This is a genomic window from Streptomyces sp. NPDC033845 (assembly GCF_055576225.1).
Genome location: NZ_JBVIRI010000001.1, coordinates 136,463 through 160,694, shown reverse-complemented (window position 1 = coordinate 160,694; position 24,232 = coordinate 136,463). Strand labels below are relative to the sequence as shown.

Annotated in this window: 21 protein-coding genes; 11 read left to right on the top strand and 10 right to left on the bottom strand. The window is 74.4% G+C overall.

All coding sequences use genetic code 11. The features are described from left to right. Positions 1-194 precede the first annotated feature (194 nt). From ACZ50K_RS00735 to ACZ50K_RS00725, 3 genes are all read left to right on the top strand, one after another. Positions 195-3,074, top strand: coding sequence for a DEAD/DEAH box helicase (locus ACZ50K_RS00735; protein WP_468897139.1), 2,880 nt, complete (start codon positions 195-197; stop codon positions 3,072-3,074). After that, entirely contained in the window at positions 3,071-4,273 is a 1,203-nt protein-coding gene (locus tag ACZ50K_RS00730; protein WP_468895587.1) for an SWIM zinc finger family protein, read from the top strand. Before ACZ50K_RS00735 ends, ACZ50K_RS00730 begins: the two co-directional genes overlap by 4 nt. A 336-nt stretch (positions 4,274-4,609) precedes the next feature. After that, on the top strand, positions 4,610-5,311 hold the full coding sequence (locus ACZ50K_RS00725; RefSeq protein WP_468895585.1) for a chaplin: 702 nt from the start codon (positions 4,610-4,612) through the stop codon (positions 5,309-5,311). Here ACZ50K_RS00725 and ACZ50K_RS00720 read toward each other — a convergent pair. After that, the gene (locus ACZ50K_RS00720) at positions 5,298-5,981 is read right to left on the bottom strand and encodes a DUF2293 domain-containing protein (RefSeq protein WP_468895583.1); all 684 of its coding nucleotides are present in this window, start codon (positions 5,979-5,981) and stop codon (positions 5,298-5,300) included. The two genes, ACZ50K_RS00725 and ACZ50K_RS00720, sit on opposite strands and share 14 nt — an antisense overlap. A 106-nt stretch (positions 5,982-6,087) precedes the next feature. On the opposite strand from ACZ50K_RS00720, the gene ACZ50K_RS00715 reads away from it, so the two are divergent. Further along, positions 6,088-6,477 carry a cupin domain-containing protein gene (locus tag ACZ50K_RS00715; RefSeq protein ID WP_468895580.1) on the top strand — a complete coding sequence of 130 codons (390 nt, stop codon included), beginning with the start codon at positions 6,088-6,090 and terminating at the stop codon, positions 6,475-6,477. On the opposite strand, the gene ACZ50K_RS00710 is transcribed toward ACZ50K_RS00715, so the two are convergent. Then, entirely contained in the window at positions 6,441-7,886 is a 1,446-nt protein-coding gene (locus tag ACZ50K_RS00710; protein ID WP_468895577.1) for a WGR domain-containing protein, read from the bottom strand. The two genes, ACZ50K_RS00715 and ACZ50K_RS00710, sit on opposite strands and share 37 nt — an antisense overlap. A 93-nt stretch (positions 7,887-7,979) precedes the next feature. Between ACZ50K_RS00710 and ACZ50K_RS00705 the strand changes: the two genes are divergently transcribed. Both ACZ50K_RS00705 and ACZ50K_RS00700 read left to right on the top strand, forming a co-directional pair. After that, positions 7,980-8,627, top strand: a complete 648-nt coding sequence (locus ACZ50K_RS00705; RefSeq protein ID WP_468895574.1) for a nucleoside/nucleotide kinase family protein — start codon at positions 7,980-7,982, stop codon at positions 8,625-8,627. Between the two features lie 242 nt (positions 8,628-8,869). Further along, positions 8,870-9,586, top strand: coding sequence for a hypothetical protein (locus ACZ50K_RS00700; protein ID WP_468895571.1), 717 nt, complete (start codon positions 8,870-8,872; stop codon positions 9,584-9,586). A gap of 60 nt (positions 9,587-9,646) precedes the next feature. On the opposite strand, the gene ACZ50K_RS00695 is transcribed toward ACZ50K_RS00700, so the two are convergent. After that, positions 9,647-10,549 carry a carbohydrate kinase family protein gene (locus ACZ50K_RS00695; RefSeq protein WP_468895568.1) on the bottom strand — a complete coding sequence of 301 codons (903 nt, stop codon included), beginning with the start codon at positions 10,547-10,549 and terminating at the stop codon, positions 9,647-9,649. Next, the gene (locus tag ACZ50K_RS00690) at positions 10,546-11,481 is read right to left on the bottom strand and encodes a pseudouridine-5'-phosphate glycosidase (RefSeq protein ID WP_468895565.1); all 936 of its coding nucleotides are present in this window, start codon (positions 11,479-11,481) and stop codon (positions 10,546-10,548) included. Before ACZ50K_RS00690 ends, ACZ50K_RS00695 begins: the two co-directional genes overlap by 4 nt. A gap of 242 nt (positions 11,482-11,723) precedes the next feature. Between ACZ50K_RS00690 and ACZ50K_RS00685 the strand changes: the two genes are divergently transcribed. Continuing rightward, positions 11,724-12,110, top strand: coding sequence for a cupin domain-containing protein (locus tag ACZ50K_RS00685; RefSeq protein ID WP_468895563.1), 387 nt, complete (start codon positions 11,724-11,726; stop codon positions 12,108-12,110). Here ACZ50K_RS00685 and ACZ50K_RS00680 read toward each other — a convergent pair. From ACZ50K_RS00680 to ACZ50K_RS00670, 3 genes are all read right to left on the bottom strand, one after another. Further along, positions 12,100-13,380, bottom strand: a complete 1,281-nt coding sequence (locus ACZ50K_RS00680) for an MFS transporter (protein WP_468895560.1) — start codon at positions 13,378-13,380, stop codon at positions 12,100-12,102. The two genes, ACZ50K_RS00685 and ACZ50K_RS00680, sit on opposite strands and share 11 nt — an antisense overlap. Before the next feature lie 32 nt (positions 13,381-13,412). Further along, on the bottom strand, positions 13,413-13,940 hold the full coding sequence (locus ACZ50K_RS00675; RefSeq protein ID WP_468897137.1) for a methylated-DNA--[protein]-cysteine S-methyltransferase: 528 nt from the start codon (positions 13,938-13,940) through the stop codon (positions 13,413-13,415). Between the two features lie 127 nt (positions 13,941-14,067). Beyond that, positions 14,068-14,961, bottom strand: coding sequence for a glycerophosphodiester phosphodiesterase (locus ACZ50K_RS00670; RefSeq protein WP_468895557.1), 894 nt, complete (start codon positions 14,959-14,961; stop codon positions 14,068-14,070). A gap of 180 nt (positions 14,962-15,141) precedes the next feature. Here ACZ50K_RS00670 and uvrB point away from each other — a divergent pair, with 180 nt between their 5' ends. The 4 genes from uvrB (at position 15,142) to ACZ50K_RS00650 (ending at position 21,280) form a co-directional block, all read left to right on the top strand. After that, positions 15,142-17,289, top strand: coding sequence for an excinuclease ABC subunit UvrB (gene uvrB / locus ACZ50K_RS00665; RefSeq protein ID WP_468895554.1), 2,148 nt, complete (start codon positions 15,142-15,144; stop codon positions 17,287-17,289). A 57-nt stretch (positions 17,290-17,346) separates the two neighbouring features. Next, positions 17,347-17,925, top strand: coding sequence for a TerD family protein (locus ACZ50K_RS00660; RefSeq protein ID WP_468895551.1), 579 nt, complete (start codon positions 17,347-17,349; stop codon positions 17,923-17,925). A gap of 34 nt (positions 17,926-17,959) precedes the next feature. Then, the gene (locus ACZ50K_RS00655; RefSeq protein WP_468895548.1) at positions 17,960-19,984 is read left to right on the top strand and encodes a TerD family protein; all 2,025 of its coding nucleotides are present in this window, start codon (positions 17,960-17,962) and stop codon (positions 19,982-19,984) included. A 297-nt stretch (positions 19,985-20,281) separates the two neighbouring features. Continuing rightward, positions 20,282-21,280: a TerC family protein gene (locus ACZ50K_RS00650; protein WP_468895545.1), complete on the top strand. Its 999-nt coding sequence runs from the start codon at positions 20,282-20,284 to the stop codon at positions 21,278-21,280. A gap of 31 nt (positions 21,281-21,311) precedes the next feature. Here ACZ50K_RS00650 and ACZ50K_RS00645 read toward each other — a convergent pair whose 3' ends face one another. The 3 genes from ACZ50K_RS00645 to ACZ50K_RS00635 all read right to left on the bottom strand — a co-directional run bounded on the left by ACZ50K_RS00645 (position 21,312) and on the right by ACZ50K_RS00635 (position 24,150). Then, the gene (locus ACZ50K_RS00645; protein WP_468897135.1) at positions 21,312-22,610 is read right to left on the bottom strand and encodes an MFS transporter; all 1,299 of its coding nucleotides are present in this window, start codon (positions 22,608-22,610) and stop codon (positions 21,312-21,314) included. A gap of 183 nt (positions 22,611-22,793) precedes the next feature. Further along, entirely contained in the window at positions 22,794-23,450 is a 657-nt protein-coding gene (locus ACZ50K_RS00640) for an MBL fold metallo-hydrolase (protein WP_468895542.1), read from the bottom strand. Between the two features lie 10 nt (positions 23,451-23,460). Further along, on the bottom strand, positions 23,461-24,150 hold the full coding sequence (locus ACZ50K_RS00635) for a maleylpyruvate isomerase family mycothiol-dependent enzyme (protein WP_468895539.1): 690 nt from the start codon (positions 24,148-24,150) through the stop codon (positions 23,461-23,463). Between the last annotated feature and the right edge of the window lie 82 nt (positions 24,151-24,232).

Here is a 24,232-nt window from a genome sequence, read left to right as displayed (position 1 = left end):
CCCGGCCCGGGTGCGCGTGTGCAGGTCAGGGCGTTGTCGGTGGGCGGATCTAGACTCGGCGGCAAGGGAGGGCGCCCGCTGCCGCGGGCCGTCGCCGCCGAGTCGAGGAAGGGGAGCCGCGCATGCCCACACCGCCGCCGGTGGTGCCGGTAACGGCCGTGCCCGCCCCCGTTCCCGCGCCCTCGCCGGACCCGGTGCTGCGGCGGGCGGCTGCCGTGTTCCTTCCCGCCGCCGTGCCCCGGGAGGGCCGGGTCGCCTTCTGGAGCCCGGAGGGCGAGCCGCTGCCCGGCGCGGCCCCGGCCACCGGCAACGGGAACGGCATCGGCACGGCCCCGCCGCCCGCAGGGCATGGCGCGGCGACGCTCACCGTCGTCCGGCCGCACGGCCCGTCCGGAGTGCGCGGCCGCGCGGTGCCCGCGGTGGTGCTCGGGGTGGCCGAGGCGCTGCCGCTGCTGGCCGCCGCCCCCGAGGACCGCGGCGCGCACCCGGCCACCCGCTGCTGGGGGGTCGCCGCCCGGCAGGCCCTCGCCCTGGTCGCCCGGGGACGGCTTCTCCCCGGCCTCACCCCCGAGGGGGACGACGCCTGGCGGGCCGGCCCGCTGGACGCCGAGGACATCGCGGCGCTCCGGGCCGTCGCCGCCGCCCTGCCGTACGAGGGGTACGCCACCCCGCTGCCCGGCCGCCGGCCCCTCCACCTGCCCGAACCGGAGGCGCTGCTCCGGGCGTTCCTCGACGCCGTCGCCGACACCCTGCCCCGCACCCCGGCCGGGCCGGCCGCGTTCGGCCGGCCCTTCGCCGCGGCCGAGCCGCAGCGGCTGCCCGGTATGGCCGAATGGGCCGCGCAGGTCGCGGCCGGCTCCGACGCGGGCATCGGACTCTCCCTCCGGCTCGACCTCTCCTCGTACCGCCTGTTCGACGAGGCCGAACCGGAGGACGTGCACCGCGCCGGGGCCGCCGTGGTCCAGCTGCACAGCCTCGCCGACCCCACCCTGGTCACCGACGCCGCCCAGCTGTGGGCGGGCACCGCGGCCTCCGGGTTCGGGCCCCGGGCCCGGGTGGAGACGGTGCTGGCGCTGCGCCGGGCCGCCCGGGTCTGGCCCCCGCTGCTGCGGCTGCTCGACCAGCCGGTGCCCGACGTCCTGGCGCTGTCCGATCCCGAGCTGGAGGACCTCCTCGGGGCCGCCGCGACCGCGCTGGCCGCCGCCGGGGTCCTGGTGCACTGGCCGCGCCGGCTCGCCCGTACGCTCACCGCCACCGCCGTGGTGCGGTCCACCGCGCCCGGGTCCGCCACCGACGGCACCGCCTTCTTCGACGCCGCCGGGCTGTTCGCCTTCTCCTGGGAGCTGGCGCTGGGCGGCGACCGGCTGACCCCTGGGGAGATGGACGCCCTGGCGCAGGCCCACCGGCCCGTGGTGCGGCTCCGCGACCAGTGGGTGCGGGTGGACCCCGAGCTGGTCCGCAAGGCCCGCCGGCGGGAGCTGGGGCTGCTGGATCCGGTGGACGCGCTGGCCATGGCTTTGGGCGGCACCGCCGAGGTCCCGGGGGAGCCCGAACCCGTCCCGGTGGTGCCGGCGGGCGCCCTCGCGGCCCTGCGCGACCGGCTGACCGGGGAGCTCGTGCCGCTGCCCCAGCCGCCGGGGCTCGCCGCGACCCTGCGGGACTACCAGCTGCGCGGTCTGGCCTGGCTGGACCGGATGACCTCGCTGGGTCTGGGGGGCTGTCTGGCGGACGACATGGGCTTGGGCAAGACGGTGACGCTGATCGCGCTGCATCTGCACCGGGCGCGGCCGGAGCCGACGCTGGTGGTGTGTCCGGCCTCGCTGCTGGGGAACTGGCAGCGGGAGATCGGGCGGTTCGCGCCGGGGGTGCCGGTGCGCCGGTTCCACGGCGGCGGGCGGACGCTGGAGGGCCTGGACGGGGAAGGCGGCGGGGGCGGTGGCGGGTTCGTGCTGACCACGTACGGCACGATGCGGGCCGCGGCCCCGGTGCTGGCCGGGCAGGCGTGGGGGATGGTCGTGGCGGACGAGGCCCAGCATGTGAAGAACCCGCACTCGGCCACCGCCCGCGCCCTGCGGACCCTGCCCGCCCCGGCCCGGGTGGCCCTGACCGGGACCCCGGTGGAGAACAACCTCTCCGAACTGTGGGCCCTCCTCGACTGGACCACCCCCGGACTCCTGGGCCCCCTCACCGCCTTCCGGGCCCGGCACGCCCGGGCGGTGGAACAGCAGCAGCAGGAGGACGGGGGCAACGAGGAGGCGGTGGCCCGGCTGGCCGCGCTGGTGCGGCCGTTCCTGCTGCGCCGCAGGAAGTCCGACCCGGGCATCGCCCCGGAACTGCCGCCGAAGACCGAGACCGACCATCCCGTCTCCCTCACCCGGGAGCAGGTCTCGCTCTACCAGGCCGCGGTGGACGAGGCGATGGCGGTGATCGAGGCGAGCGAGGGCATCGAACGCCGCGGCATGATCATGAAGTTGCTGGGCTCGCTGAAGCAGATCTGCAACCACCCGGCGCAGTACCTGAAGGAGGAGCGGCCCCGGATCCCGCACCGTTCGGGGAAACTCGCCCTGCTGGACGAGTTGTTGGACACCATCCTGGCCGAGGGCGGCGCGGTGCTGGTCTTCACCCAGTACGTCACCATGGCCCGCCTGCTGGAACAACACCTCACCGACCGGGGCATCGGCGCCCAGCTCCTCCACGGCGGCACCCCGGTGCCCCGCCGCGAGGAACTCGTCGACCGCTTCCAGGCCGGCGAGATCCCCGTCTTCCTGCTCTCCCTCAAGGCCGCCGGCACCGGCCTCAACCTCACCCGCGCCGGCCATGTGATCCACTACGACCGCTGGTGGAACCCGGCCGTCGAGGAACAGGCCACCGACCGCGCCTACCGCATCGGACAGACCCAGCCCGTCCAGGTCCACCGCATCATCGCCGAAGGCACCGTCGAGGACCGGATCGCCGAGATGCTGGAGATGAAGCGGGCCCTGGCCGACGCCGTGCTCGGTTCCGGGGAAGCGGCCCTGACCGAGCTCACCGACCGGGAGCTCGCCGATCTCGTCTCCCTGCGCAGGCCGCTGTGATCACCGCCCGGGAGGACCGCCGCCGCACCTTCGACACGGTGCCCGAGGGCGCCGAGGCCACCAGCTGGTGGGGCCGGGCCTGGGTCTCGGCCCTGGAGCGGCAGTCCGGGGACCCGGCCCGGCTGGCCCGGGGCCGCGGCTACGCGGCCACCGGCCAGGTCGACACGATCACCGTCACCCCCGGCCGGATGGTGGCCTACGTCCGGGGCAGCCGCCCCCGCCCCTACCGCACCGAACTCGGCCTGCCCGTCCTCGGCGACGAGGAGTGGCAGGAGCTGCTGGGCTCCCTCGCGGCGGACCCGGGCGCGCTGGCCGCGCTGGTCGAGCGGGAGGTGCCGCGCTCGCTCGCCGACCGGATCCTGCCCGGCCCCGGGGAGCTCACCCCGCGCTGCTCCTGCCCCGACCCGGCCCGCCCGCCGTGCAAGCACGCGGCCGCCCTCTGCTACCGGGCGGCCCGGCTGCTCGACCAGGACCCGTTCCTCCTGCTGCTGCTCCGCGGCCGGGGCGAGCGCGAGCTCCTGGACGAACTGACCCGGCGCAACGCCGCCCACGCGGCCCGCGAACAGGCGCCGCCCGCCCCCGAGTTCCCCGGGGTCCCGGCCCGCGCCGCGGTGTCCCGTCCGCTCGGCCCGCTGCCGGCCCCGCCCGGCGTCCCCCCGGCGGTCGGTGCGCCCCCCGCCTGCCCGGCGGACCCGGCCGGACCCGACCCGCTGGCCCTGGACCAGCTGGCCTCGGACGCGGCGGCCCGGGCCCACGTACTGCTGCGCACCGGCGCGGACCCCCTCGCCGGGCTCGGCCTGTGGCAGGACGCGGTCCGGCTGGCCTCCGCCCACCCCACCGCGGGGCTCACCGCCACCGCCCGCCGGCTCTACCGCGACCTCGCCGCCGCCACCGGCCGCACCACCACCGACCTGGCCCGGGCCGCCGCGGCCTGGCGCCAGGGCGGCCCGGCCGGGCTGGCCGCCCTCGACGAACCCTGGGACCCCCCGGCCGGCCCCTTCGACCGGGCCCGCCCGCTGCTCCTGGCCGCCGGACTGGGCCCGTTCCGCCCCCGGCACAACCGCCTGACCGGCCCCACCCGCCAACTCCGCCTGGGCCGCGACGGCCTCTGGTACGCCTACGAGTCCCGCCCCTCCGAAGACGACTGGTGGCCCACCGGCACCCCGTCCCCCGACCCCCTCACCGCCCTCCGCACCTGACCACCGGCCGGCCGGGGCGAGCCGTACGGGCACACCCTGATCGCGGCGGGGAACTGGAACGTCCGGGTGCTGCCGCGCGGCGCGACCGGGCAGGTCGCGAAGGCCCTGCCCGGGGCCGTGGTGCTCGCGCCGCTGTGGGCCCGAGACGAGTAGGACAGTCATCAAAGCTGTGGGGTGAAGTACACGATGGAGTGAAATGAGTACCGACCCTATAACCCGTATGGGTTTACCGCGTTGTCTCCGGTGCGGGTGCAGCGCCCGCGGAAGGCCTCCGGAACGCACCGGAAGGCACCGGAAGGCAGGGGAACACACATGCTTCAGGGGCGTCGAAGTGGCTTGCTCGCGGCCGTGGTCGTGGGTGGCGCGGTCTCGGTCGGGGCGGGCGGGTTCGCGTTCGCCGACGCGGATGCCCAGGGACAGGCCGAGCGGTCCCCGGGGCTGCTGTCGGGGAACCTGGTGCAGCTGCCGGTGGACGCTCCGGTGAACGTCTGCGGGAACACCGTGAGCGTGGTCGGACTGCTCAACTCGGCCGCCGGCAACAGCTGTGCCAACGTGGACCGGAAGGGCTCCGGGCATACCGGGCCGGGGTCCTCGTCCCATCCGTCCAAACAGCAGGGCGGCGGCCAGGGGGGTCAGCACGGGGGAGCGTTCGCCGAGGGACGCGGAAAGGATTCGCCCGGACTGCTGTCCGGGAACGGGATCCAGCTGCCCGTGCAGGTCCCGGTGAACCTCAGCGGGAACTCCGTGAGCGTCGTCGGGATCGGCAACTCCTCCCACGGCAACACCTCGGTGAACGGGGCGAAGCCCCCCACCCGGCCGCAGCCCGTGAAGCCGGTCCAGCCGGTGCAGCCGCCGGTCACGGCCCGGCCGGTGACCCCGCCGAAGGTGTCGGAGCCGGTGCCCGTCCCGGCAGGCCCGATCGGCAGCTCGCTGGCGCAGACCGGGGCCGAGAACATGGGCCTGCTGCTGCCGGGGGCCGGCGCGCTGCTGCTCGGCGGCGCCCTGCTCTACCGGCGGTCCCGGATCAGCCAGGGCTGACCCGCCAGGCGTCCAGGATCGCGTCGATCCGCGGAGCCAGCCGGGCCCGTGCCCTGAACCGGGGCACTCCGGCAGCCAGGAGCGCGTCGTAGTCGGTGTCGTCGTGCCGGACAGCCGCCCGCACGGCCACCGACACGGCGAGCTCGTCCAGAGCCCGGCCGGCCGCACTGCGCCCGACCCGGCCGCTGCCGCGCACCGAGGCGTGCGCGGCGATGGCCAGCGCGCGGTCGGCCGGGCAGCCGGGGAACAGCCGGCCGATCTCGGCGGCGAAGGCCGCCGTGAACCGGATGTCCTCGGCGGCCCGGCGGGCCCGGGCCCGGTCCCGGTGCCGGGCCCGCACATCGGCGTCCGCCCGGCAGGAGGCCTCGGCCCGGGCCAGCGCGCCCACCTCGACGAACAGTCCCCGCCGCTCGTACCGGCGGTGCCGGCGGTCGAAGCGCACCACCACCACGCTGAGCGAACTCCCCTGCCGGGCGCGGCGGGTGAGCGCCGCGTCCCCGCGCGGCAGATAGACCAGGTGCCCGATCCGGGCGCAGTCCAGACAGCGGGGGACTCCGGCGGTCCGCACCAGATGGGGGAGCGGGCTCCGCCGGCACTGGGCGCAGCCGATCTGCTTCAGCGGCTCAAGCACCAGGAGATCCATGCGATCCGTGCGATCCGTGCGGTCCATGCGGAGTTGATACCGCCGACCGGGCCCCATATCACCTGGAGCGGGCTGCCGGTCGAGTTTTCGTCGAATTCGCCGAAACGGCTGGTATCGGTCCTATCGTAGCCAGATGCTCAAGACGCAGTTCCCGGCGGAGCCGGTGGTCGACCGGATCACCCTCCAGCCCGGTGATTCCACGGGTTGGCACTACCATCTGGTGCCGATCCACGCGCTCGTCGTCTCCGGCACCCTCACCCGGGTCCTGCACGACGGCAGGGTCGAAATCAGCCCGCCCGGCGCGAAGTTCGTCGAGGAGGCGGGCCGGGACCGGGTCCATGTGGGACTCAACCACGGCTCCGAGCCGGTGGTCCTCCAGGTCGTCTACGCCCTGCCGCCCGGAGTCCCGCTGTCCTTCGGCGCCCCGCGGCCCGCGGTCTGCGGACCGGCCTGCCGCCCGGCCCGCGGCAAGGTCCGGATCCCCGGTCAGACCAGGCGGCGGATCTCCCCGCGCACCCGGTAGAACCCGCCGGCGGCCGCGTGCAGCCCGTCCACCACATAGCGGGCTCCGGGCTCCCGGATGCCCCGGGGGAACTGCACGTTCCAGGAGGGGTCGTACTCCCCGGACACCACGTGAACCCGCAGCCGACCGCCCTGCTGCACGCACTCCACGACCACACCGCCGGCCGGGGCCGCGGCCACGCTCACCGTCGCCACCGCCGCCGCCGACACCGCCGGGGTGTAGACGGGCAGGGCCGCCGCGGACTTCACGTCCACCGCCTGCGGCACGGTGCCCTGCTGGGCCGCCCCGATGGCCGCCTCGGTGGCGTCCACGCACACCAGCGAACCGTCCGTGGTCACCAGGTAGAGGCGCTCGTCCAGATACTGCATCGACAGCGCCGAACCGCTGCCCGTGCCCAGCTTCCACAGCCGGTTGCCGTCCGCGTCGAAGCAGTACACGGAGGAGCTGGAGTCCCCGGCGAACACGTGCCGGCCGTCCGGGGAGGTGGCGCAGGAGTAGACCGCCGCGTCACAGCGGTACGAGGCCTCCACCGCGCCGGTCGCCTTCGACAGCCGCTGCACCGCGTTCCGTCCGGTCCCCGCGTACACCGTGTGCTCCTCCTGCCAGCCGAACAGCACCCCGCCGTTGGTGGCCGTGTGCCACAGCTCCCGGCCGCCGTCCGCCGCGTACGCCGTCACCCCGGAGGTGTGCCCGTGGTAGACCGCCCGGTCGTCCGCGCGGACCATCCAGGCGTGGTCGCCGCCGGACTTCCGTGACCACTGGAACTCCTCCTCGTGGTCGATGACGGTCAGCCCGCCCTTGGCGTCGGAGACGTTCAGCACGCCCTCGCGGATGTCCAGCCAGTAGATGTCCACGTCCTGCGCGATGTCGTACGCCCCGAACGGGACCTTCGCCGACAGGTCGTAGACCGTGCCGTCATCGCAGCCCGCGTAGATCCAGAACTCGTCCGCGACCAGGCACTTGACCCCGTCCGGCAGGGAGTACCGGGCCAGCACCTCGCCGCCGTGGCTGAGGGTGTAGACGTCGCCCGCCTGGTTCCCGACCCAGCAGCGGTCCTCGTCCACATGGATGCCGAACGCCGAGGCGCCGGTCCGGAACCGCCACAGCACCGGGGCCACCGCCCGCGCCGTGGACGGGGCGGAGGTCACCTGGCGGCGGGTCACCGACCGGGCGGCACGCCCGCCGAGCACGGCCGGGGCGTACCCCTTGCGGACCTTCTCGCCGACCTTCTTGGCGGCCGCCGCCCGGGCCTTCTCGGCGGTCGGGAACGAGGAGTGCTGCAGCTGGCCCTCGGCCCCGATCCGGCCGTACCGCACCGAGACGGCCGTGCCGTCCACGGTCACCTCGTAGAACTTGTGCGCACCGCCGCCGTCCTGGGACAGCTCCAGATACGTGGTCTCGCGAGCCATGACAGACCCCTCCCCAACACCGGGCCCGACGGCTTCTTTCCCGCCGGTGATCCCTCGTGGGAAAAGCTAGGCGCCGGCACTGACAATGGCCTGGTGCAGCGACCCGAGCGCCTCGAAGCGATCACCTGGGAACGGCTGGCCGAGCGGATCGCCGGCCACCTCGACGAACGGGCCCCCGAGGGCGCCCGGTTGCGGGTGGCCGTGGACGGCGCGCCCGCGGCCGGGACCGCCCACCCGGCCGGGCTGCTCGCCGAGGCCCTCCGGCTGCGGGGTCGCTCCGTGCTCACCGTGGCCGCCGACGGCTTCCTGCGGCCGGCCTCGCTCCGCTTCGAACACGGCCGCGAGGACGTCGACTCCTACCTCGGCGGCTGGTACGACACGGCCGCCCTCTGGCGCGAGGTGTTCGGCCCGCTGGAGGAGGGCGGCACCGGCCGGGTGCTGCCCGACCTCTGGGACCCGGTCACCGACCGGGCCACCCGCAGCCCGTACGTGGAACTCCCGCCGGGCGGGGTCCTGATCCTGCACGGGCCGCTGCTGCTCGGGAACTGGTTCCCCTTCGACTTCACCGCGCACATCGAGCTGTCCCCGGCGGCGCTGGCCCGCCGGACCGCGGAGGCCGAGCGGTGGACCCTGCCCGCGTTCGCCCGCTACGCGCTGGAGACCGGCCCGGCCGGGGCCGCCGACACCCTGGTCCGCGCGGACGATCCGCGCCGCCCCGCCTGGACCGGCCTCCCCGACTGACCGCCCGACCGGCGCCCCGCACCCTCCGCGGCCGCGCGCCGCCCGCGCGCCTCAGGCAGCCGCGCACGGCCCGCCGCCCGTGCCGGATCCGCGTACGGCAACAAGGCGATCCCGGCTCGGTGACGAACCGGATCCGGCCGTCGTGCGGCCGGATTCCGGCCCGCTACGGTGACGCCACGCTTCCCCGACGGCCCCGAGCGGAGGCCGCGCCGAGGGAACGCGGGGACCCGAGGGAGACGACCATGAGCGGACGCGGCGACACGGCACCGGCCGGCGGCAGACGGTCCCACCGGGCGGCCCCGGCGGCCCCGGCGGTCCTGACCGCCCTCGCGCTCTGCGCGGCCCTGGCCCTGACGGGATGCCAGGACGGCGGGGACGGCGCCGGAACGGCCGGCCCGCCGCCCGGTACGGCGACCTCCGCGCCCGCGCCCACCGCGCCCGCACCCGCCCCGCCCGCACCGGCCGGGTCGAAGACCCCCGCCGCACCCGCGAGCGGGCCCGCCGACGGGCCGACCGCGGGACCCGCGACGAAGCCCCCGGCCAAGCCCGCCGGCACACCGGTCGGCAAGCCCACGGCCGGGCCCGCCGGAACCCCGGCCCCCGCCCCGGGCTGCGACCACAAGATGCCCATCTCGCCGGACGAGATCGCGGTCAACCGCTACACCCCCGAGGGCGGCTTCCACAGCCTGATCGTCCGGCACGGCAACTGGGGCTGCGGCACCCCCGATTCGGACGGCGCCCCGTTCGAGCCGATCGGGGTGGAGACCTTCATCCCGATCGCCGCCGACGCGAAGATCACCGCGGTCACCCCGATCGTGCACAGCACCGAGAACCAGAAGATCACCCTCCAGCAGCTCATCGACTGGCTGTCCGCCCACCCCGACCAGGGCCTCGTCTTCCGCTACCACCTCGGCCCGGGCGCCGCCATCGACACCCTGGACCAGGTGTTCACCCCCTGAGGGCCACCGCGCGGCCCCCGAGTGCCGCCGCGCGGCCCCCGAGTGCCGCCGCCGGGCGGTTCAGACCGGCCGGCCGCCCAGCCGGGCGACCGCCAGGGCCGCCGCCGCACAGCCCTCCCGGACCGCGGCGGCGGTGGGCCGGCCCGCCAGCCGGGCCGCCAGGAACCCCCCGGTGAACGCGTCCCCGGCCCCGGTGGTGTCCACCGCCCGGACCGGCTCCGCCGCCACCTCGGCGGTCACCGCGCCCCGCTCCGCGACCAGCGCCCCGGCCGGACCCCGGGTCAGCACCACCAGCGGCACCCGCCGGCTCAGCGCGGCGGCCGCCGGGGCGGCCGGGGACCCGGCCGGCAGACCGGCCAGCAGCCGCGCCTCGTCCTCGTTCGGCAGCAGCACGTCCACCCCGGCGGCCGCCGCCAGGAACTCCTCCGCGCCCAGCCCGGAGAGGAACCCCGCCGAGGCCGGGTCCACGCTCACCGGGATCCCGCGCGCCCCGGCCTCCCGCAGCGCCAGCCGGGCCAGCTCCCGGCCCGTGGCGGCGAAGAACAGATAACCCGACAGGTGCAGATGGGCCACCCCGTCCAGCAGTCCGGGCGCCCAGTCGGCCGGCGACAGCCGGGGCGCGGCCCCCTTGTCGGTGAGGAAGGTCCGCTCCGCGTCCGGGCCGACCAGGGCCACCACGGTGCCGGTCGGCTCCACCGGATCGACCACCAGGTGCGGCCGGACACCGGCGGCCAGCAGGGCGTCGCGGTGCCAGTCCGCCGAGTCGGCCCCCACCCGGGCCAGCAGGGCCGTACCGGCCCCCTGGCGGGCCGCCCAGCAGGCCGCGTTGCCCCCGGCCCCGCCGGGCAGGGTGCGGATCCTGGCGGCCGTGTCCGTGGCCGGGGCCAGTGGCTCCGCGTGCACCGCGACCACATCGGTCACCACGTCCCCGACCACCAGCAGCCGGCCGCCGGCTCCGGTCACCGGGCCGCCCGGGCGGCCGCGATCCGCGCACCCAGCCGGACGTTCCCGCGGACGGCCGCCAGATTGGCCTCCAGCGAGGCCCCGCCAGTCGCCCGGACCAGGAAGTCCAGCAGGAACGGGGTCACCGCCTGCCCGGCGATCCCGCGCTCCCGGCAGGCCGCGAGGGCCTCCGCCAGCACCCGGTCGTGCAGCTCCGGATCCAACTGCTCGGCCGCGGCGACCGGGTTGGCGACCAGCAGCGCCGACTCCGGCCCGCCCAGAGCGTCCTGGGCGGCCATCACCGCCGCCACCTCCTCCGGCCGGTGCACCGTCCAGTCCACCGGCAGCCCGGAGTCGGCCAGGTAGAAGCCGGGGAACCGGTCCGTGCCGTAGCCCAGCACCGTCACCCCCAGGGTCTCCAGCCGCTGGAGGGTGGCCGGCACGTCCAGGATCGACTTCACCCCCGCGCACACCACCGTGATCCGGGTCCGCGCCAGCAGCGGCAGGTCCGCCGACTCGTCCTGGGAGAGCGTCCAGTCCCGGTGTACGCCCCCCAGCCCGCCGGTGGCGAACACCCGCACCCCGCCCCGGGCGGCCAGTAAGGCCGTACCGGACACGGTCGTGGCGCCGGTGGCCCCGGCGGCCATGGCCGGCGCCAGGTCCCGGTGCCCCAGCTTGCGCACCTCCCGGCCGCCCGCGATCCGCTCCAACTGCTCCTTGTCCAGGCCGATCCGGGGCACCCCGTCGAGCACCGCCACGGTGGCCGGCACCGCCCCCTCCGACCGCACCAGCTCCTCCAGCTCGACGCCCACCGCCAGATTGCGGGGGCGCGGCAGACCGTGCGCGAGGATCGTGGATTCGAGGGCGACCACCGGGCGTCCCCGGGCCAGCGCCTCGCGCACCTCTTCGGACAGGACCGGAACCACCGGGACCACCGGCTGCTGTTGTGGCATGTACCCATCCCTGGCACGGCCACCGGCCTCCCAAACCCGACGCCGGCCGCCCGAACCCGACGCCGGCCGCCCGAACCCGGAGCCGGCCGCCCGAACCCGGAGCCTCCCGAACCCGAACCCGAACCCGCAGCCGCCCGGCCCCCGCCCCGCCGCCCGGTCGACAGGGTGACGGGCGCGGCACGCCGATGGTGGACGTTGTGGTCACCCTGCGCGGCGGCCGGCCCCGGCTAGGGTGGCGCGCCATGAGCACCAGTGACCACGCCCCCGCCTCCTCCGCCCCCGCCTCCTTCGCCGTCTCGGTCCCCGATCTCGCGGACTCCGAACTGGAGGTGGAGGAGCTCGACCCGGCACAGGTCCTCGCCGGATCCCCGGTGATCACCGGCAAGGTGCTGTGGGAGTCCGCCGACGGCAGGCAGCTGCGCGGGATCTGGCAGATCACCCCCGGAGTGGTCACCGACACCGAGGCCGACGAACTGTTCGTGGTGGTCAGCGGCCGCGCCACCATCGAGGTGGAGGGCGGCGCGACCCTGGAGGTCGGGCCCGGCTCGGCCTGTGTGCTGCGCGAGGGCGACCGCACCACCTGGACCGTCCACGAGACGCTCCGCAAGGCCTACCACATCAGTCTGTAGCGGGGGTCCGCCGCGCGGTGAACAGGGCCAGGGCGGCCAGCGGCACCAGCAGCGCCGCCCCGGCGGCGTTCAGCCAGCCGTAGCCCGCCCGGGCGACGATCAGACCGGCCAGTGCCCCGCCCAGCCCGGCGGCCGTGTTCATCGTCAGGTCGGAGAGGCCCTGTACGGCGGCCCGGGCGGCCGTCGGCACCGAATCGGTGAGCAGCGCCGAGCCCGCGACCAGTCCGGCGGACCAGCCCAGCCCGAGCAGGAACAGGCCCGCCGCGGTCTGCCCGTGGCTCGCCCCGGCGGTGCCGGCCAGCAGCGCGGCCACGCTCAGCAGCCCGGCGGCCAGCCCGATCACCGTCAGCCGGCCGATCCGGTCCGCCAGCCACCCCCACACCGGGGAGAAGGCGAACATCCCGGCGATGTGCCCGCTGATCACCAGCCCGATCAGGTCCAGCGAGGCCCCGTGGTGGCTCAGGTCCAGCGGGGTCATCACCATGATCGACACCATGGTGGTGTGCGACACGGCCACGGTCACCAGCGCCAGCCGGGCCCGGGCCGAGGCCCGTACGGCGGCCAGCCCGGCCCGCAGCGACCGGGCCTGCGCGCCCTCCTCGCCCGGGCCGGCCAGCGCCCGCGCGGTCAGCAGCGGATCGGGCCGCAGCAGTACGGCCACCAGGGCGGCGGTGACCAGGAAGATCCCGGCGGCCCACAGGAACGGCCCCGCCGTCGCGGGGACGGAACTGTCGGCGAAGCTGCGGCTGGCGGGCGCCGACAGGTTCGGTCCCAGCACCGCGCCCAGCGTGGTGGCCCAGACCACCGTGGAGATCGCCCGGGCCCGGTGGTCGGGCGCCGCCAGGTCGGCGGCCGCGAACCGGGCCTGGAGGTTCGCCGAGGAGGCGGCGCCGAAGGCGCCCATGCCGAGCAGCAGCAGCGGGAAGCTCCCGACCACGGCGGCCAGGACGACCACCCCGGAGCCCAGCGCCCCGATCAGATAGGCGAGCACCAGCCCGGCCCGCCGGCCCCGCCGGGTCATCAGGGCCGCGAGCGGCAGCGACAGCACCGCCGTCCCGGCGACCGAGGCGCTGGAGGCCAGCCCGGACAGCGACTCGGTGCCGCTGACCTCGGTGGCCAGCACCGGGGCCAGCGCGATGCTGATGGGGACGCCCAGACCGCCGATGACCTGGCTGCTCATGAGGACGGCCCGGGTGCGGCGCTGCAGACCCGGGAGGTCCTCGGCGGATATCGGGCCGGAGCGGGAGGCCTTGGGGGCGCTGGTGGTCACGGCCGCAGTGTCGCACCCCGGGGCCGGGAACGTCAGAAGAGGGGAGGCGGAAGCACGCCCTCCAGGGCCAGCAGGGCGCGCTTGGTCTCCACGCCGCCGCCGAAGCCGCCGATCCCGCCGTCGTTCTCCACCACCCGGTGGCAGGGGACCACCAGCGGCAGCGGGTTCGAGCCCATGGCCGCGCCCACCGCCTGGGCGGCATCCGGCTGGCCGACCCGGGCGGCCAGCTCGCCGTACCCCACCACGGAGCCGTACGGCACCGAGGCGGCCAGCTCCCGCAGCACCAGGCGGTTGAAGCCGGACGACAGCCGCCAGTCCAGCGGCAGCTCGAAGCGGCGCAGCCGGCCCTCGAAGTAGGCGCGCAGCTGGCGGACCGGCTCGGCCAGCAGCAGCTCGGCGCCCGGGGCGGGGCGCCGGGCGTCGGCGCCCAGCCGGTCGATCAGCGGGCCGGCCGGATCCGGGCGGCCGGGGCCGGCGTGGAACTCGACCCGGACCAGGCCCTCCGCGGTGGCGGCCAGGAAGAGCGGCCCGATGTCGCTGTCGACCACGGTCCACTCCAGGCGCGGCCCGCGGGTCCCGGCGGCTTCGCGGGCGGCGCCGGTGTCACTGCTGTCAGGGGTGTGCACCCGACCACCGTACGGCCGGGCACCGACAGTCCCGCCCGGGTCCGGGCGGGACCGCCCGGGGTCAGAACCCGCCCACCGCCTCCCGGACCACGTCCGGGGCGTTGCTGATGATCCCGTCCACCCCCATCCCCTGCACCTTCCGGGCCAGCGCGGCGTCGTCCACGATCCAGGTGTCCACCTCCATGGGCCGTCCGTGCGCCCCGGTCACCCGGTGCACGGCGGAGACGAATTCGGCCGTGATGGTGGTGTGCCAGGGGTTGATCCGGTCGGTGAAGGCCCCGTAGGCGGGCAGGTCGGCCACCGCCGGGGTGCCCAGGAAGGCCGTGACCAGGTCGGGCCGCTCGGTGTGCACGATCCGTACGCAGTCGGCGCTGAAGCTCTGCACCACCAGCCGGTCCCGGACCTGCCGCCGGGTGAGCCAGCCGGTCTCGGAGAGCACCCGCAGGGTGTCCTTCTCGATGCCCGGGTACAGCTCGGGCTTCTTGATCTCCAGCAGCAGCCGCTGCCGGTTGGACCGCACCCGCTCCAGGTACTGGCGCAGGGTCGGCACCCGGGCCCCGGCGAACTCCGGGCGGAACCAGCTGCCCGCGTCCAGCCGGGCGATCTCGTCCGCGGTGAAGTCCGCGACCCGCCAGGGCGCCCGGTCGGGGAAGACCTTCCGGACGTCCGTGGTGCGGGTGAGGGTGTCGTCGTGGATCACGACCAGCTCGCCGTCCCGGGTGCGCTGGACGTCGTTCTCCACCCAGTCGAACCCCAGTTCCCGAGCGAGGTCGACGGCCGCCAGGGTGTTCTCCGGGGCGTACGCCGAAGCCCCCCGGTGGGCGTAGACCACGGGTGCGCCGACCAGCCGGAGCGGATCGCGGCCGGTCTCCGCGGAGACGGCCGTGCCGCCGCCGAGGACCATGGCCCAGCCAAGGAAGACGGCCGCCGCCGCGGTCATGGGTCGTACGTACATGCGCATTCCCCTCCTGCTGTGACTGACTCGTGTGACTGACTCGTGTGACTGACTCAGGTGCTGATGCACTTGATCGGGATCATCCGGTTCGTGATCATCGGCTCGCCACCGAACTACGACAAACGGCCCAGGAACTCGCACGTGGGCCTGACTGTCGGTGGGGGGTCGTACGGTGGTGTCATGCGGCCCGTATCGAAGATCGAACGCACGGTGGCCCCTTTCGAGGTGGTCAGTCCCTACCAGCCCAGCGGCGACCAGCCGGCGGCCATCGCCGAACTGGAGAAGCGCATCCGCGCGGGCGAGAAGGACGTCGTGCTGCTCGGCGCCACCGGCACCGGCAAGTCGGCGACCACCGCCTGGATGATCGAGAAGCTCCAGCGCCCGACCCTGGTCATGGCACCGAACAAGACCCTCGCGGCGCAGCTGGCGAACGAGTTCCGCGAGCTGCTGCCGAACAACGCCGTCGAATACTTCGTGTCGTACTACGACTACTACCAGCCCGAGGCGTACGTCCCGCAGTCCGACACGTACATCGAGAAGGACTCCTCCATCAACGAGGAGGTCGAGCGGCTGCGGCACTCGGCCACCAACTCGCTGCTCACCCGCCGTGACGTGATCGTGGTCGCCTCGGTGTCCTGCATCTACGGCCTGGGCACCCCGCAGGAGTACGTGGACCGCATGGTCCCGCTCAAGGTCGGCGACGAGATCGACCGGGACCAGCTGCTCCGCCGCTTCGTCGACATCCAGTACACCCGCAACGACCTGGCCTTCACCCGGGGCACCTTCCGGGTCCGCGGGGACACCATCGAGATCTTCCCGGTCTACGAGGAACTGGCCGTCCGCATCGAGATGTTCGGTGACGAGATCGAGGCCCTGTCCACCCTGCACCCGCTGACCGGCGAGGTGATCAGCGAGGACCGGATGCAGTACGTCTTCCCGGCCAGCCACTACATCGCCGGCCCCGAGCGGATGCAGAACGCGATCCGCGGGATCGAGACGGAGCTCGCCGACCGGCTCGCCGAACTGGAGAAGCAGGGCAAGCTGCTGGAGGCCCAGCGGCTGCGCATGCGCACCACCTACGACCTGGAGATGATGCAGCAGATCGGGTCCTGCTCCGGGATCGAGAACTACTCGCTGCACATGGACGGCCGCGAGCGCGGCACCGCCCCGCACACCCTGATCGACTACTTCCCGGAGGACTTCCTCCTCGTCATCGACGAGTCGCACGTCACCGTGCCGCAGATCGGCGCGATGTACGAGGGCGACGCCTCCCGCAAGCGGACCCTGGTGGACCACGGCTTCCGGCTGCCCTCGGCCCTCGACAACCGTCCGCTGAAGTGGGAGGAGTTCCTGGAGCGGATCGGCCAGACGGTCTACCTGTCGGCCACCCCCGGCAAGTACGAGCTCTCCCGCGGCGACGGGTTCGTCGAGCAGATCATCCGCCCCACCGGCCTCATCGACCCCGAGGTGGTCGTCAAGCCCACCGAGGGGCAGATCGACGACCTGGTGCACGAGATCCGGCAGCGGGTGGAGAAGGACGAACGGGTCCTGGTCACCACCCTCACCAAGAAGATGGCCGAGGACCTCACCGACTACTTCCTGGAGCTCGGCATCCAGGTCCGCTACCTGCACAGCGACGTGGACACCCTGCGCCGGATCGAGCTGCTGCGCGAGCTCCGGGCCGGCGAGTACGACGTGCTGGTCGGCATCAACCTGCTCCGCGAGGGCCTGGACCTGCCCGAGGTCTCCCTGGTCGCCATCCTGGACGCCGACAAGGAGGGCTTCCTGCGCTCCGGCACCTCGCTGATCCAGACCATCGGCCGGGCCGCCCGCAACGTCTCCGGCCAGGTCCATATGTACGCGGACAAGATGACCCCGGCGATGGAGAAGGCCATCGAGGAGACCAACCGGCGCCGGGAGAAGCAGGTCGCCTACAACACGGCCAACGGGATCGACCCGCAGCCGCTGCGCAAGAAGATCAACGACATCGTCGCGACCATCGCCCGCGAGGAGGTCGACACCGAGCAGCTGCTCGGCAGCGGCTACCGGCAGGGCAAGGAGGGCAAGGCCGCCAAGGCCCCGGTGCCCTCCCTGGCGGCCCACGGACCCAAGGCCGGGAAGGCGGCGGGCAAGGGCGCCAAGGGCGGGGCGGGCCAGCCGCCCACCGACCGTCCGGCCGCGGAACTCGCCGGGATCATCGAGGAGATGACCGAGCGGATGCGGGCGGCCGCGGCCGACCTCCAGTTCGAGGTCGCGGCCCGGATCCGGGACGAGGTCGGCGAACTGAAGAAGGAGCTCCGGCAGATGAAGGAGGCGGGCCTCGCCTGAGCCCGCGCCTTGTCAGTAGGGTTGGCCGGGTAGGTGGCGAACGAGAGGGGACAGCGCGTGACGGTCAACATGACCAAGGGCCAGGCCATCAGCCTCGAAAAGTCGGACGGGGGGACCCTGACGGCGGTCCGGATGGGCCTCGGCTGGCAGGCGGCGAAGCGGCGCGGACTCTTCGGATCCCGCACCCGGGAGATCGACCTGGACGCCTCGGCGGTGCTGTTCGCCGGCAAGGAGCCGCAGGACGTGGTGTTCTTCCAGCACCTCGTCAGCAACGACGGCTCGGTCCGGCACACCGGCGACAACCTGGTCGGCGGTGTCGGCCAGGGCGGCGACGACGAGGCCATCCTGGTCGACCTGGCCCGGGTTCCGGTCCACATCGACCAGATCGTCTTCACGGTGAACTCGTTCACCGGCCAGACCTTCCAGGAAGTACAGAACGCGTTCTGCCGGATCGTCGACGAGACCAACGGCCAGGAACTGGCCCGGTACACCCTCGACGGCGGCGGCCAGTACACCGCGCAGATCATGGCGAAGGTGCACCGGGTCGGCTCCGGCTGGCAGATGACGGCCCTGGGCAGCGCGGCCAACGGCCGCACCTTCCAGGACCTGCTGCCGGCCATCGCCGCACACGTGTAGGACGACAGCGCGACAACGGGGGAGGGGCTGCACGATGACGGCCGAACTGGTCCGGGGGCAGAACCACCCCCTGTCCGGCAGCCGGGTGGAGATCAGGGTCTCGGCGGGCACACCGCTGCTGGCCCTGGCCTCCACCGTGGACGACAGGGGCCGGCTCACCGGCCGTGACGCGCTGGCCCACCCCGGAGCCCCGGTGCTGCCCGGGCTCCGGGTCCCGGACTCCGTGGGCCGCCGGCACCGCATCGAGGTCGACCTCGACGCGGTGCCGGCGGAAGCCCTTCAGATCCGGGTGCTGCTGGTGCTGCCGCCCGGCGGCCCCGCCTCCTTCGGCGCGGTGCCCGCCTCCCATGTGAGCGTGGCCCCGCCCGCCGGCCCGGACGGGTCCGAGGCGGACGAGATCGCCGGGTTCACCCTCACCGGGCTGGACAGCGAGACCGCCGTGGTCGCCCTGGAGCTCTACCGCAGGCAGCAGGCCTGGAAGGTGCGCGCCGTGGGCCAGGGATACGCCGGCGGGCTCGGCGCCCTGCTGACCGACGGCGGGCTGCCCGCCCCGGAGGCCGAGGCGATCGCCGCGGTGGCCACCGGGCTGGTGCCCTCCGGCGACATCACCCTGGCGGCGATGCCCACCGCCGCCCCGCCGACCCTCCCCGCCGTCCCGGTGGTCCCGCCGGCCGTGCCGGTCACCCCGGTCACCCCGGCCGTGCCCCTCTCGGGGACCCCGCACCAGGGCGTCCCCGCCCCCGCCGGGGACACCGTCCCCCAGGGCGTGTCCACCGGGCCGTCCCCCATCGACTACGCGCATCCGCGGCGGTCCCGGCCCGTGCCGCCCCCGCCGCCGGTCGAACCGCCGGCCGCCGCGCCCGGCACGGCCCCCGGCACCCTCGGCGGGAACACCCCCGGCGCCCCGGCCGGCGGACCCCGGCCGGTGGCCGGCGACGCCGCCGGCTGGAGCCTGGACGAGCGCCTGTACAACCAGGTCTGGGGCATGTTCGAGGACCTGGCCAGGGCCGTCGCCGCCTACCGCGGCGCCGTGGAGTTCGCCGACTCCCGGATGGACCGCGAACTCGACGAACTGCTGTCCGACCCCCGGCACCGGCTGGGCGGCACCGGCAACACCGCCCGGGACGAGGCACTGGCCCGCAGGGAGGAGCTGGTCGAACGGGCCCGTTCCGTCCTCGACCGGGACCTCGCCCAGCTCAAGGCCGAGGCCGAGGTGGTGGAACCGGCCCTGCCCGCCGCGTACGCCGGCTGGGAGAACCCGGTCTGGCACGCCCACCGGGTGCCCGGGCCGGGGGAGGAGGCGCCGATGGCGGTCCGCCTCGGCGGCCTCCGGCTGCCCGAGAGCCCCGATCTCACCGTCCCCATGCTCGTCCGGCTCCCGATGGAGCGCGGGCTCTGGATCGACAACGGCCGCACCGGCTCCGAGGCCGCGATGGCCACGGACACCGACCGGCTGCGCCGGGCCGCGCTGGACGCGGCGGTGGCGCACATCGCGCGGATGCTCGCCGTGCACCCGGCCGGCCGCCTCTCCGTCCAGGTGATCGACGCGGCCGGGGCGGGGGCCGCGGCGCTGGCGCCGCTGGTCCGGGCCGGGGTGCTGGCCGCCCCGCCCGCCGCCGGACCGGAGGCCGTGGCCCGCACCCTGGACGGGCTCACCCGCCGGGTGGACCTGGTGCAGATGGCCCTGCGGGCCGGTGCCCCCGAGGACCTGCCGCCCGATCTGGACACCGCCGACCAGCTGCTGCTGGTCCACGACTTCCCGCACGGCTTCGACGACCGGGCCGTCACCCGGCTGCGGTACCTGGCCGACGAGGGGCCCCGGGTCGGGGTCCATCTGCTGATGGTCGCGGACCGTGACGAGGCCTCGGCGTACGGGCCGCTGCTGGACCCGCTCTGGCGGTCCATGATGCGGCTCTCCCCGGTCCCGGACGACCATCTCGCCGACCCCTGGGTGGGACACGCCTGGACCTTCCTGCCCGCCCTGCCGCCCGCCGGCAGCGCGGTCCTGGACCAGGTCCTCTCGGCGGTGGCGCAGATCCGGCGGACCCAGGGGAGGTGACCGGGCGGGCCCCGCCCACCACCCACGGCCCGTCGGCCGCCCGCCTTCGTGACCATCGGCAGACCAGCCCTTGGGATTCCCTTTACCTTTTGCCGCCCGGGAGGTTACTCTTGGGACCGCGGAGGGGAGTATTCCTGCTATTTCCTGCGCGGCGTTCCCGTCAATACGGACCGTGATCGAGTGATCATCGGTCCCGGGGCGCCGGCCCACGGCCGTCCGGCCGCCCGGGTGGAAGAGACCTCCGGCAGCGATGACGCTGACCTAGTGCCGTAGCCATCTGCCGGAGGCGTGGAAGTAGTGGACGTTTCGTTGACCCTCTGGGTGCTGACCATCGTCGGTCTCGGCATCCTCATCGGCGCCGATTTCTTCATCGGCCGCAAACCGCACGACGTCTCCATCAAGGAGGCGGGCATCTGGACGATCGTCTGGATCGTCCTGGCCGCCATCTTCGGCGTGGGCCTGCTCGTCTTCGGCAACGCCCAGGCGTCCGGAGAGTTCTTCGCGGGCTACATCACCGAGAAGTCGCTCAGCGTGGACAACCTGTTCGTCTTCGTCCTGATCATGGCGAAGTTCTCGGTGCCCTCACACCTCCAGCAGCGGGTGCTGCTGATCGGCGTACTGATCGCCCTGGTGCTCCGCGCGATCTTCATCGCGGCCGGTGCCGCGATCATCTCCAGCTTCGCCTGGGTCTTCTACATCTTCGGCGCGTTCCTCATCTACACCGCCTGGAAGCTCATCCAGGAGGCCCGCAAGGACGAGGACGACGAGGAGTTCGAGGAGAACCGCCTGCTGAAGACCGTGGAGAAGAAGTTCGGCGTCGCCGACCGCTACCACGGCACCAAGCTCTTCATCCGGCAGAACGGCAAGCGCGTCCTGACCCCGCTGATGGTGGTCATGCTCGCCATCGGCACCACCGACATCCTGTTCGCCCTGGACTCGATCCCCGCGATCTTCGGCCTCACCCAGGACCCGTACATCGTCTTCACCGCCAACGCCTTCGCCCTGATGGGTCTGCGCCAGCTGTACTTCCTCATCGGCGGACTGCTCAAGAAGCTGGTCCACCTCAGCTACGGCCTCTCCATCATCCTCGGGTTCATCGGCGTCAAGCTGGTGCTGCACGCCCTGCACGAGTCCGGGGTGCACGTCCCGCAGATCTCCATCCCGGTCTCCCTCGGCGTCATCTGCGGTGTCCTGGTGGTCACCACCATCACCAGCCTGATGGCCTCCAGGAAGCAGGAGAAGGCCGAGCTGGAAGCGGCCGGTACGGCCCCCGCCGACCGCGGCGTGGACGCCTGACCACCAGCACGACCACGGGCCCTTCCGGGGCTCACGCGGGGGCGGCCGCTTCGGCCGCCCCCGCTCCCGTGCGTTCCCGCACCAGCACCGGATGGGTCTCCGGGAGCAGCGCGAAGCAGGCCAGACTGAGCAGGGCGATCCCGGTGAGGTATCCGGCCACCGCCCAGGGCGGACCCGAACCGTCCGCCAGCGCGGTCGCCACCAGCGGGGTCAGTGCCCCGCCCAGCACCCCGCCCAGGTTGTAGCCGACGGCGGCGCCGGTGCAGCGGATCCGGGGCTCGTAGAGCTCCGGCAGATACGCGCCCACCACCGCGAACATGGTCACCATGGCGAACAGCGCCCCGGTGAAGCCCAGGGTCATCAGCAGCGGGTCCGCCGTCCGCAGCAGGGCCACCAGCGGGAACATCCACAGTGCCGAGGCCAGACAGCCGGCCAGGCACAGCGGCCGCCGCCCGTACCGGTCGCCGAGCAGCGCCACCAGCGGGGTCACCAGGCCCTTGAGGGCCACCGCCGCCATCACACAGGCCAGAACCACCGTCCGGTCCATCCGCAGGTGCTCGGTCGCGTACGCCAGGGACCAGGTGGTCACCGCGTAGAACACCGCGTAGCCCACGGCCAGTGCCCCGCCGGTGAGCAGCAGCAGCCGCCAGTGCCCGCGCACCACCTCGGCCAGCGGGGCGCTCGCGGTGTCCTTCCGCTCGGCCAGCTCGCGGAACTGCGGGGTCTCCGCCACCGAGCGGCGCAGCCACAGGCCGGCCAGGGCCAGCAGTCCGGCCGCCCAGAACGGCACCCGCCAGCCCCAGGAGGCGAACTGCGCCTCGCTCAGTCCCGCCGACAGCCCGAGCATCATGCCGTTGGCCAGCAGGAACCCGACCGCCGGGCCGATCTGGGGGAAGCTGGCCCACAGGCCGCGCCGCCGTTCCGGGGCGTGCTCGGCAGTCAGCAGCACCGCGCCGCCCCACTCGCCGCCCAGCCCGAAACCCTGGAGGAAGCGCAGCGCCACCAGCAGCACCGGGGCGGCGGCGCCGATGCTGCCGTACGTGGGGACGCAGCCCACCGCGACGGTCGCCAGACCGGTCAGCAGCAGCGAGAACAGCAGGACGGGCCGGCGGCCGTACCGGTCGCCGATATGGCCGAAGACCGCCGATCCCAGCGGGCGGGCCACGAAGCCGACGCCGAAGGTGGCGAAGGCGGCCAGGGTGCCGGCCAGCGGGGAGAAGGTGGGGAAGAACAGGGGGCCGAGCACCAGGGCGGCGGCCGTGCCGTAGACGAAGAAGTCGTAGAACTCGATGGCGGTGCCTGCCAGCGAGGCGAGGGCCAGCCGCAGCATGGACGGGGAGCGATCATCGCGCATGGTGCTCCACTTACCCCCTCCCGTCCGCCGGCGCGGGCGAACGGTGTTCCTCTACCGGAAGGGAGTGCACCGTAGCGCGGGGTTGACGCACGACCGCCGGGATCGCGCCATCCGCGATCCCGGCGGTCGAGTCCGGCGGTCGAATCCGGCCGGTGCCGGCTACCAGCCGCGCTCGCGCCACTCCGCGAGGTGCGGGCGCTCGGCGCCCAGGGTGGTGTCGTTGCCGTGTCCCGGGTAGACCCAGGCCTCGTCCGGCAGCTCGCCGAACAGCTTGGCCTCCACGTCGTCGAGGAGGTTCACGAAGGCCTGCGGGTCGCCCCAGGTGTTGCCGACCCCGCCGGGGAACAGGCAGTCGCCGGTGAACACGTGCGGGTGGCCGTGCGGGTCGTCGTAGACCAGCGCGATCGAGCCCGGGGTGTGCCCGACCAGGTGCCGGGCGGTCAGCTCCACCCGGCCGACCCGGACGGTATCCCCGTCCGCGACCAGGACGTCGGTGGGCACCGGGATGCCCTCCGCGTCGAAGGCGCCCGCGTAGGTGCGGGCCCCGGTCGCCTCGACCACGTCGGCCAGAGCGCCCCAGTGGTCCCCGTGCCGGTGGGTGGTGACCACCGAGGCGATGCCGCTGTCGCCGATCAGCGACAGCAGGGTCTCCGGCTCCGCCGCCGCGTCGATCAGCAGCTGCTCGTCGGTCGCCCGGCAGCGCAGGAGATAGGCGTTGTTGTTCATCGAGCCCACCGCGACCTTGGAAATCATCAGGTCCGGGAGTTCATGCACGTCGGCCGGACCGCCGACCTTGACCGCTCCGCTGTACGTCATGACCGCAATCCTAGAGCGGCGGCAGCTCGGGCAGGGGCCCGCCCGCGGTGCGGAGGGAGTCGCCCTTGTCGCCGCGGCCGGAGAGCCAGGCCAGCAGCTGGGCGGGGGTTCCGGTCACGGTGACCGCGGGCTCGCCGGCCGGGCCGGTGTGCCAGGTCCGGCCGTCGTCCGCGGCCAGCGCGGTGGGCGGCACCCCCGGGTGGCCGGACCAGCGGTCGGCGAGGAACTCGATCTCCCGGGCGGTGAACTCGGCCGGCAGGTCGGCGAGCTCGTAGCCGACGGCCAGGTCGACGTGGTGCAGCTCGACCTCGACGAGGCGGCGGAACGGCACCCGGGAGGCGCTGTCGGTGACCCCGTTGCGCAGTTCCACGGTCCGGGACCAGTCCTGGGGGGCCTCGGCGGCGGTCCGGAACCGGCTCCAGGAATCCTTGAGGTCCGTCAGCTGTTCTTCCAGGGGACGGCCGGCGTCGCGCGCGATGTCGGTGTCCCGGGCCTGGGCGCTCGGATACATCGGGCGGCCTTCCAGGACGTTGACGAGCGCGTCGGCGTTCCGGGCCAGGTGGGCCAGGATGTGGCCGCGGGTCCAGCCCGGGAGGTGTGACCGGGAGGCGAGTGCGGCGTTGTCCAGTTTCCCGGCCGCGGTCAGCAGTCGTTCGGTGGCCTCGCCCAGGACGTGCAGGTCGTGCACATGATCAATCATGGCCCGACCCTAGCCCGCACCACACGTTCGGGTGAAGCACCCGGCCGAGTGCCGGAATTCGAATGCACGTGCTATACGCTCG

What these genes read in the sequence shown, in the direction of transcription:
- ACZ50K_RS00720 (WP_468895583.1), bottom strand. Translation starts at nt 5,981, where the DNA reads ATGGACCGCACGGATCGCACGGATCGCATGGATCTCCTGGTGCTTGAG.
- ACZ50K_RS00715 (WP_468895580.1), top strand. Translation starts at nt 6,088, where the DNA reads ATGCTCAAGACGCAGTTCCCGGCGGAGCCGGTGGTCGACCGGATCACC.
- ACZ50K_RS00710 (WP_468895577.1), bottom strand. Translation starts at nt 7,886, where the DNA reads ATGGCTCGCGAGACCACGTATCTGGAGCTGTCCCAGGACGGCGGCGGT.
- ACZ50K_RS00700 (WP_468895571.1), top strand. Translation starts at nt 8,870, where the DNA reads ATGAGCGGACGCGGCGACACGGCACCGGCCGGCGGCAGACGGTCCCAC.
- ACZ50K_RS00690 (WP_468895565.1), bottom strand. Translation starts at nt 11,481, where the DNA reads ATGCCACAACAGCAGCCGGTGGTCCCGGTGGTTCCGGTCCTGTCCGAA.
- ACZ50K_RS00685 (WP_468895563.1), top strand. Translation starts at nt 11,724, where the DNA reads ATGAGCACCAGTGACCACGCCCCCGCCTCCTCCGCCCCCGCCTCCTTC.
- ACZ50K_RS00670 (WP_468895557.1), bottom strand. Translation starts at nt 14,961, where the DNA reads ATGTACGTACGACCCATGACCGCGGCGGCGGCCGTCTTCCTTGGCTGG.
- uvrB (WP_468895554.1), top strand. Translation starts at nt 15,142, where the DNA reads ATGCGGCCCGTATCGAAGATCGAACGCACGGTGGCCCCTTTCGAGGTG.
- ACZ50K_RS00655 (WP_468895548.1), top strand. Translation starts at nt 17,960, where the DNA reads ATGACGGCCGAACTGGTCCGGGGGCAGAACCACCCCCTGTCCGGCAGC.
- ACZ50K_RS00645 (WP_468897135.1), bottom strand. Translation starts at nt 22,610, where the DNA reads ATGCTGCGGCTGGCCCTCGCCTCGCTGGCAGGCACCGCCATCGAGTTC.
- ACZ50K_RS00640 (WP_468895542.1), bottom strand. Translation starts at nt 23,450, where the DNA reads ATGACGTACAGCGGAGCGGTCAAGGTCGGCGGTCCGGCCGACGTGCAT.
- ACZ50K_RS00635 (WP_468895539.1), bottom strand. Translation starts at nt 24,150, where the DNA reads ATGATTGATCATGTGCACGACCTGCACGTCCTGGGCGAGGCCACCGAA.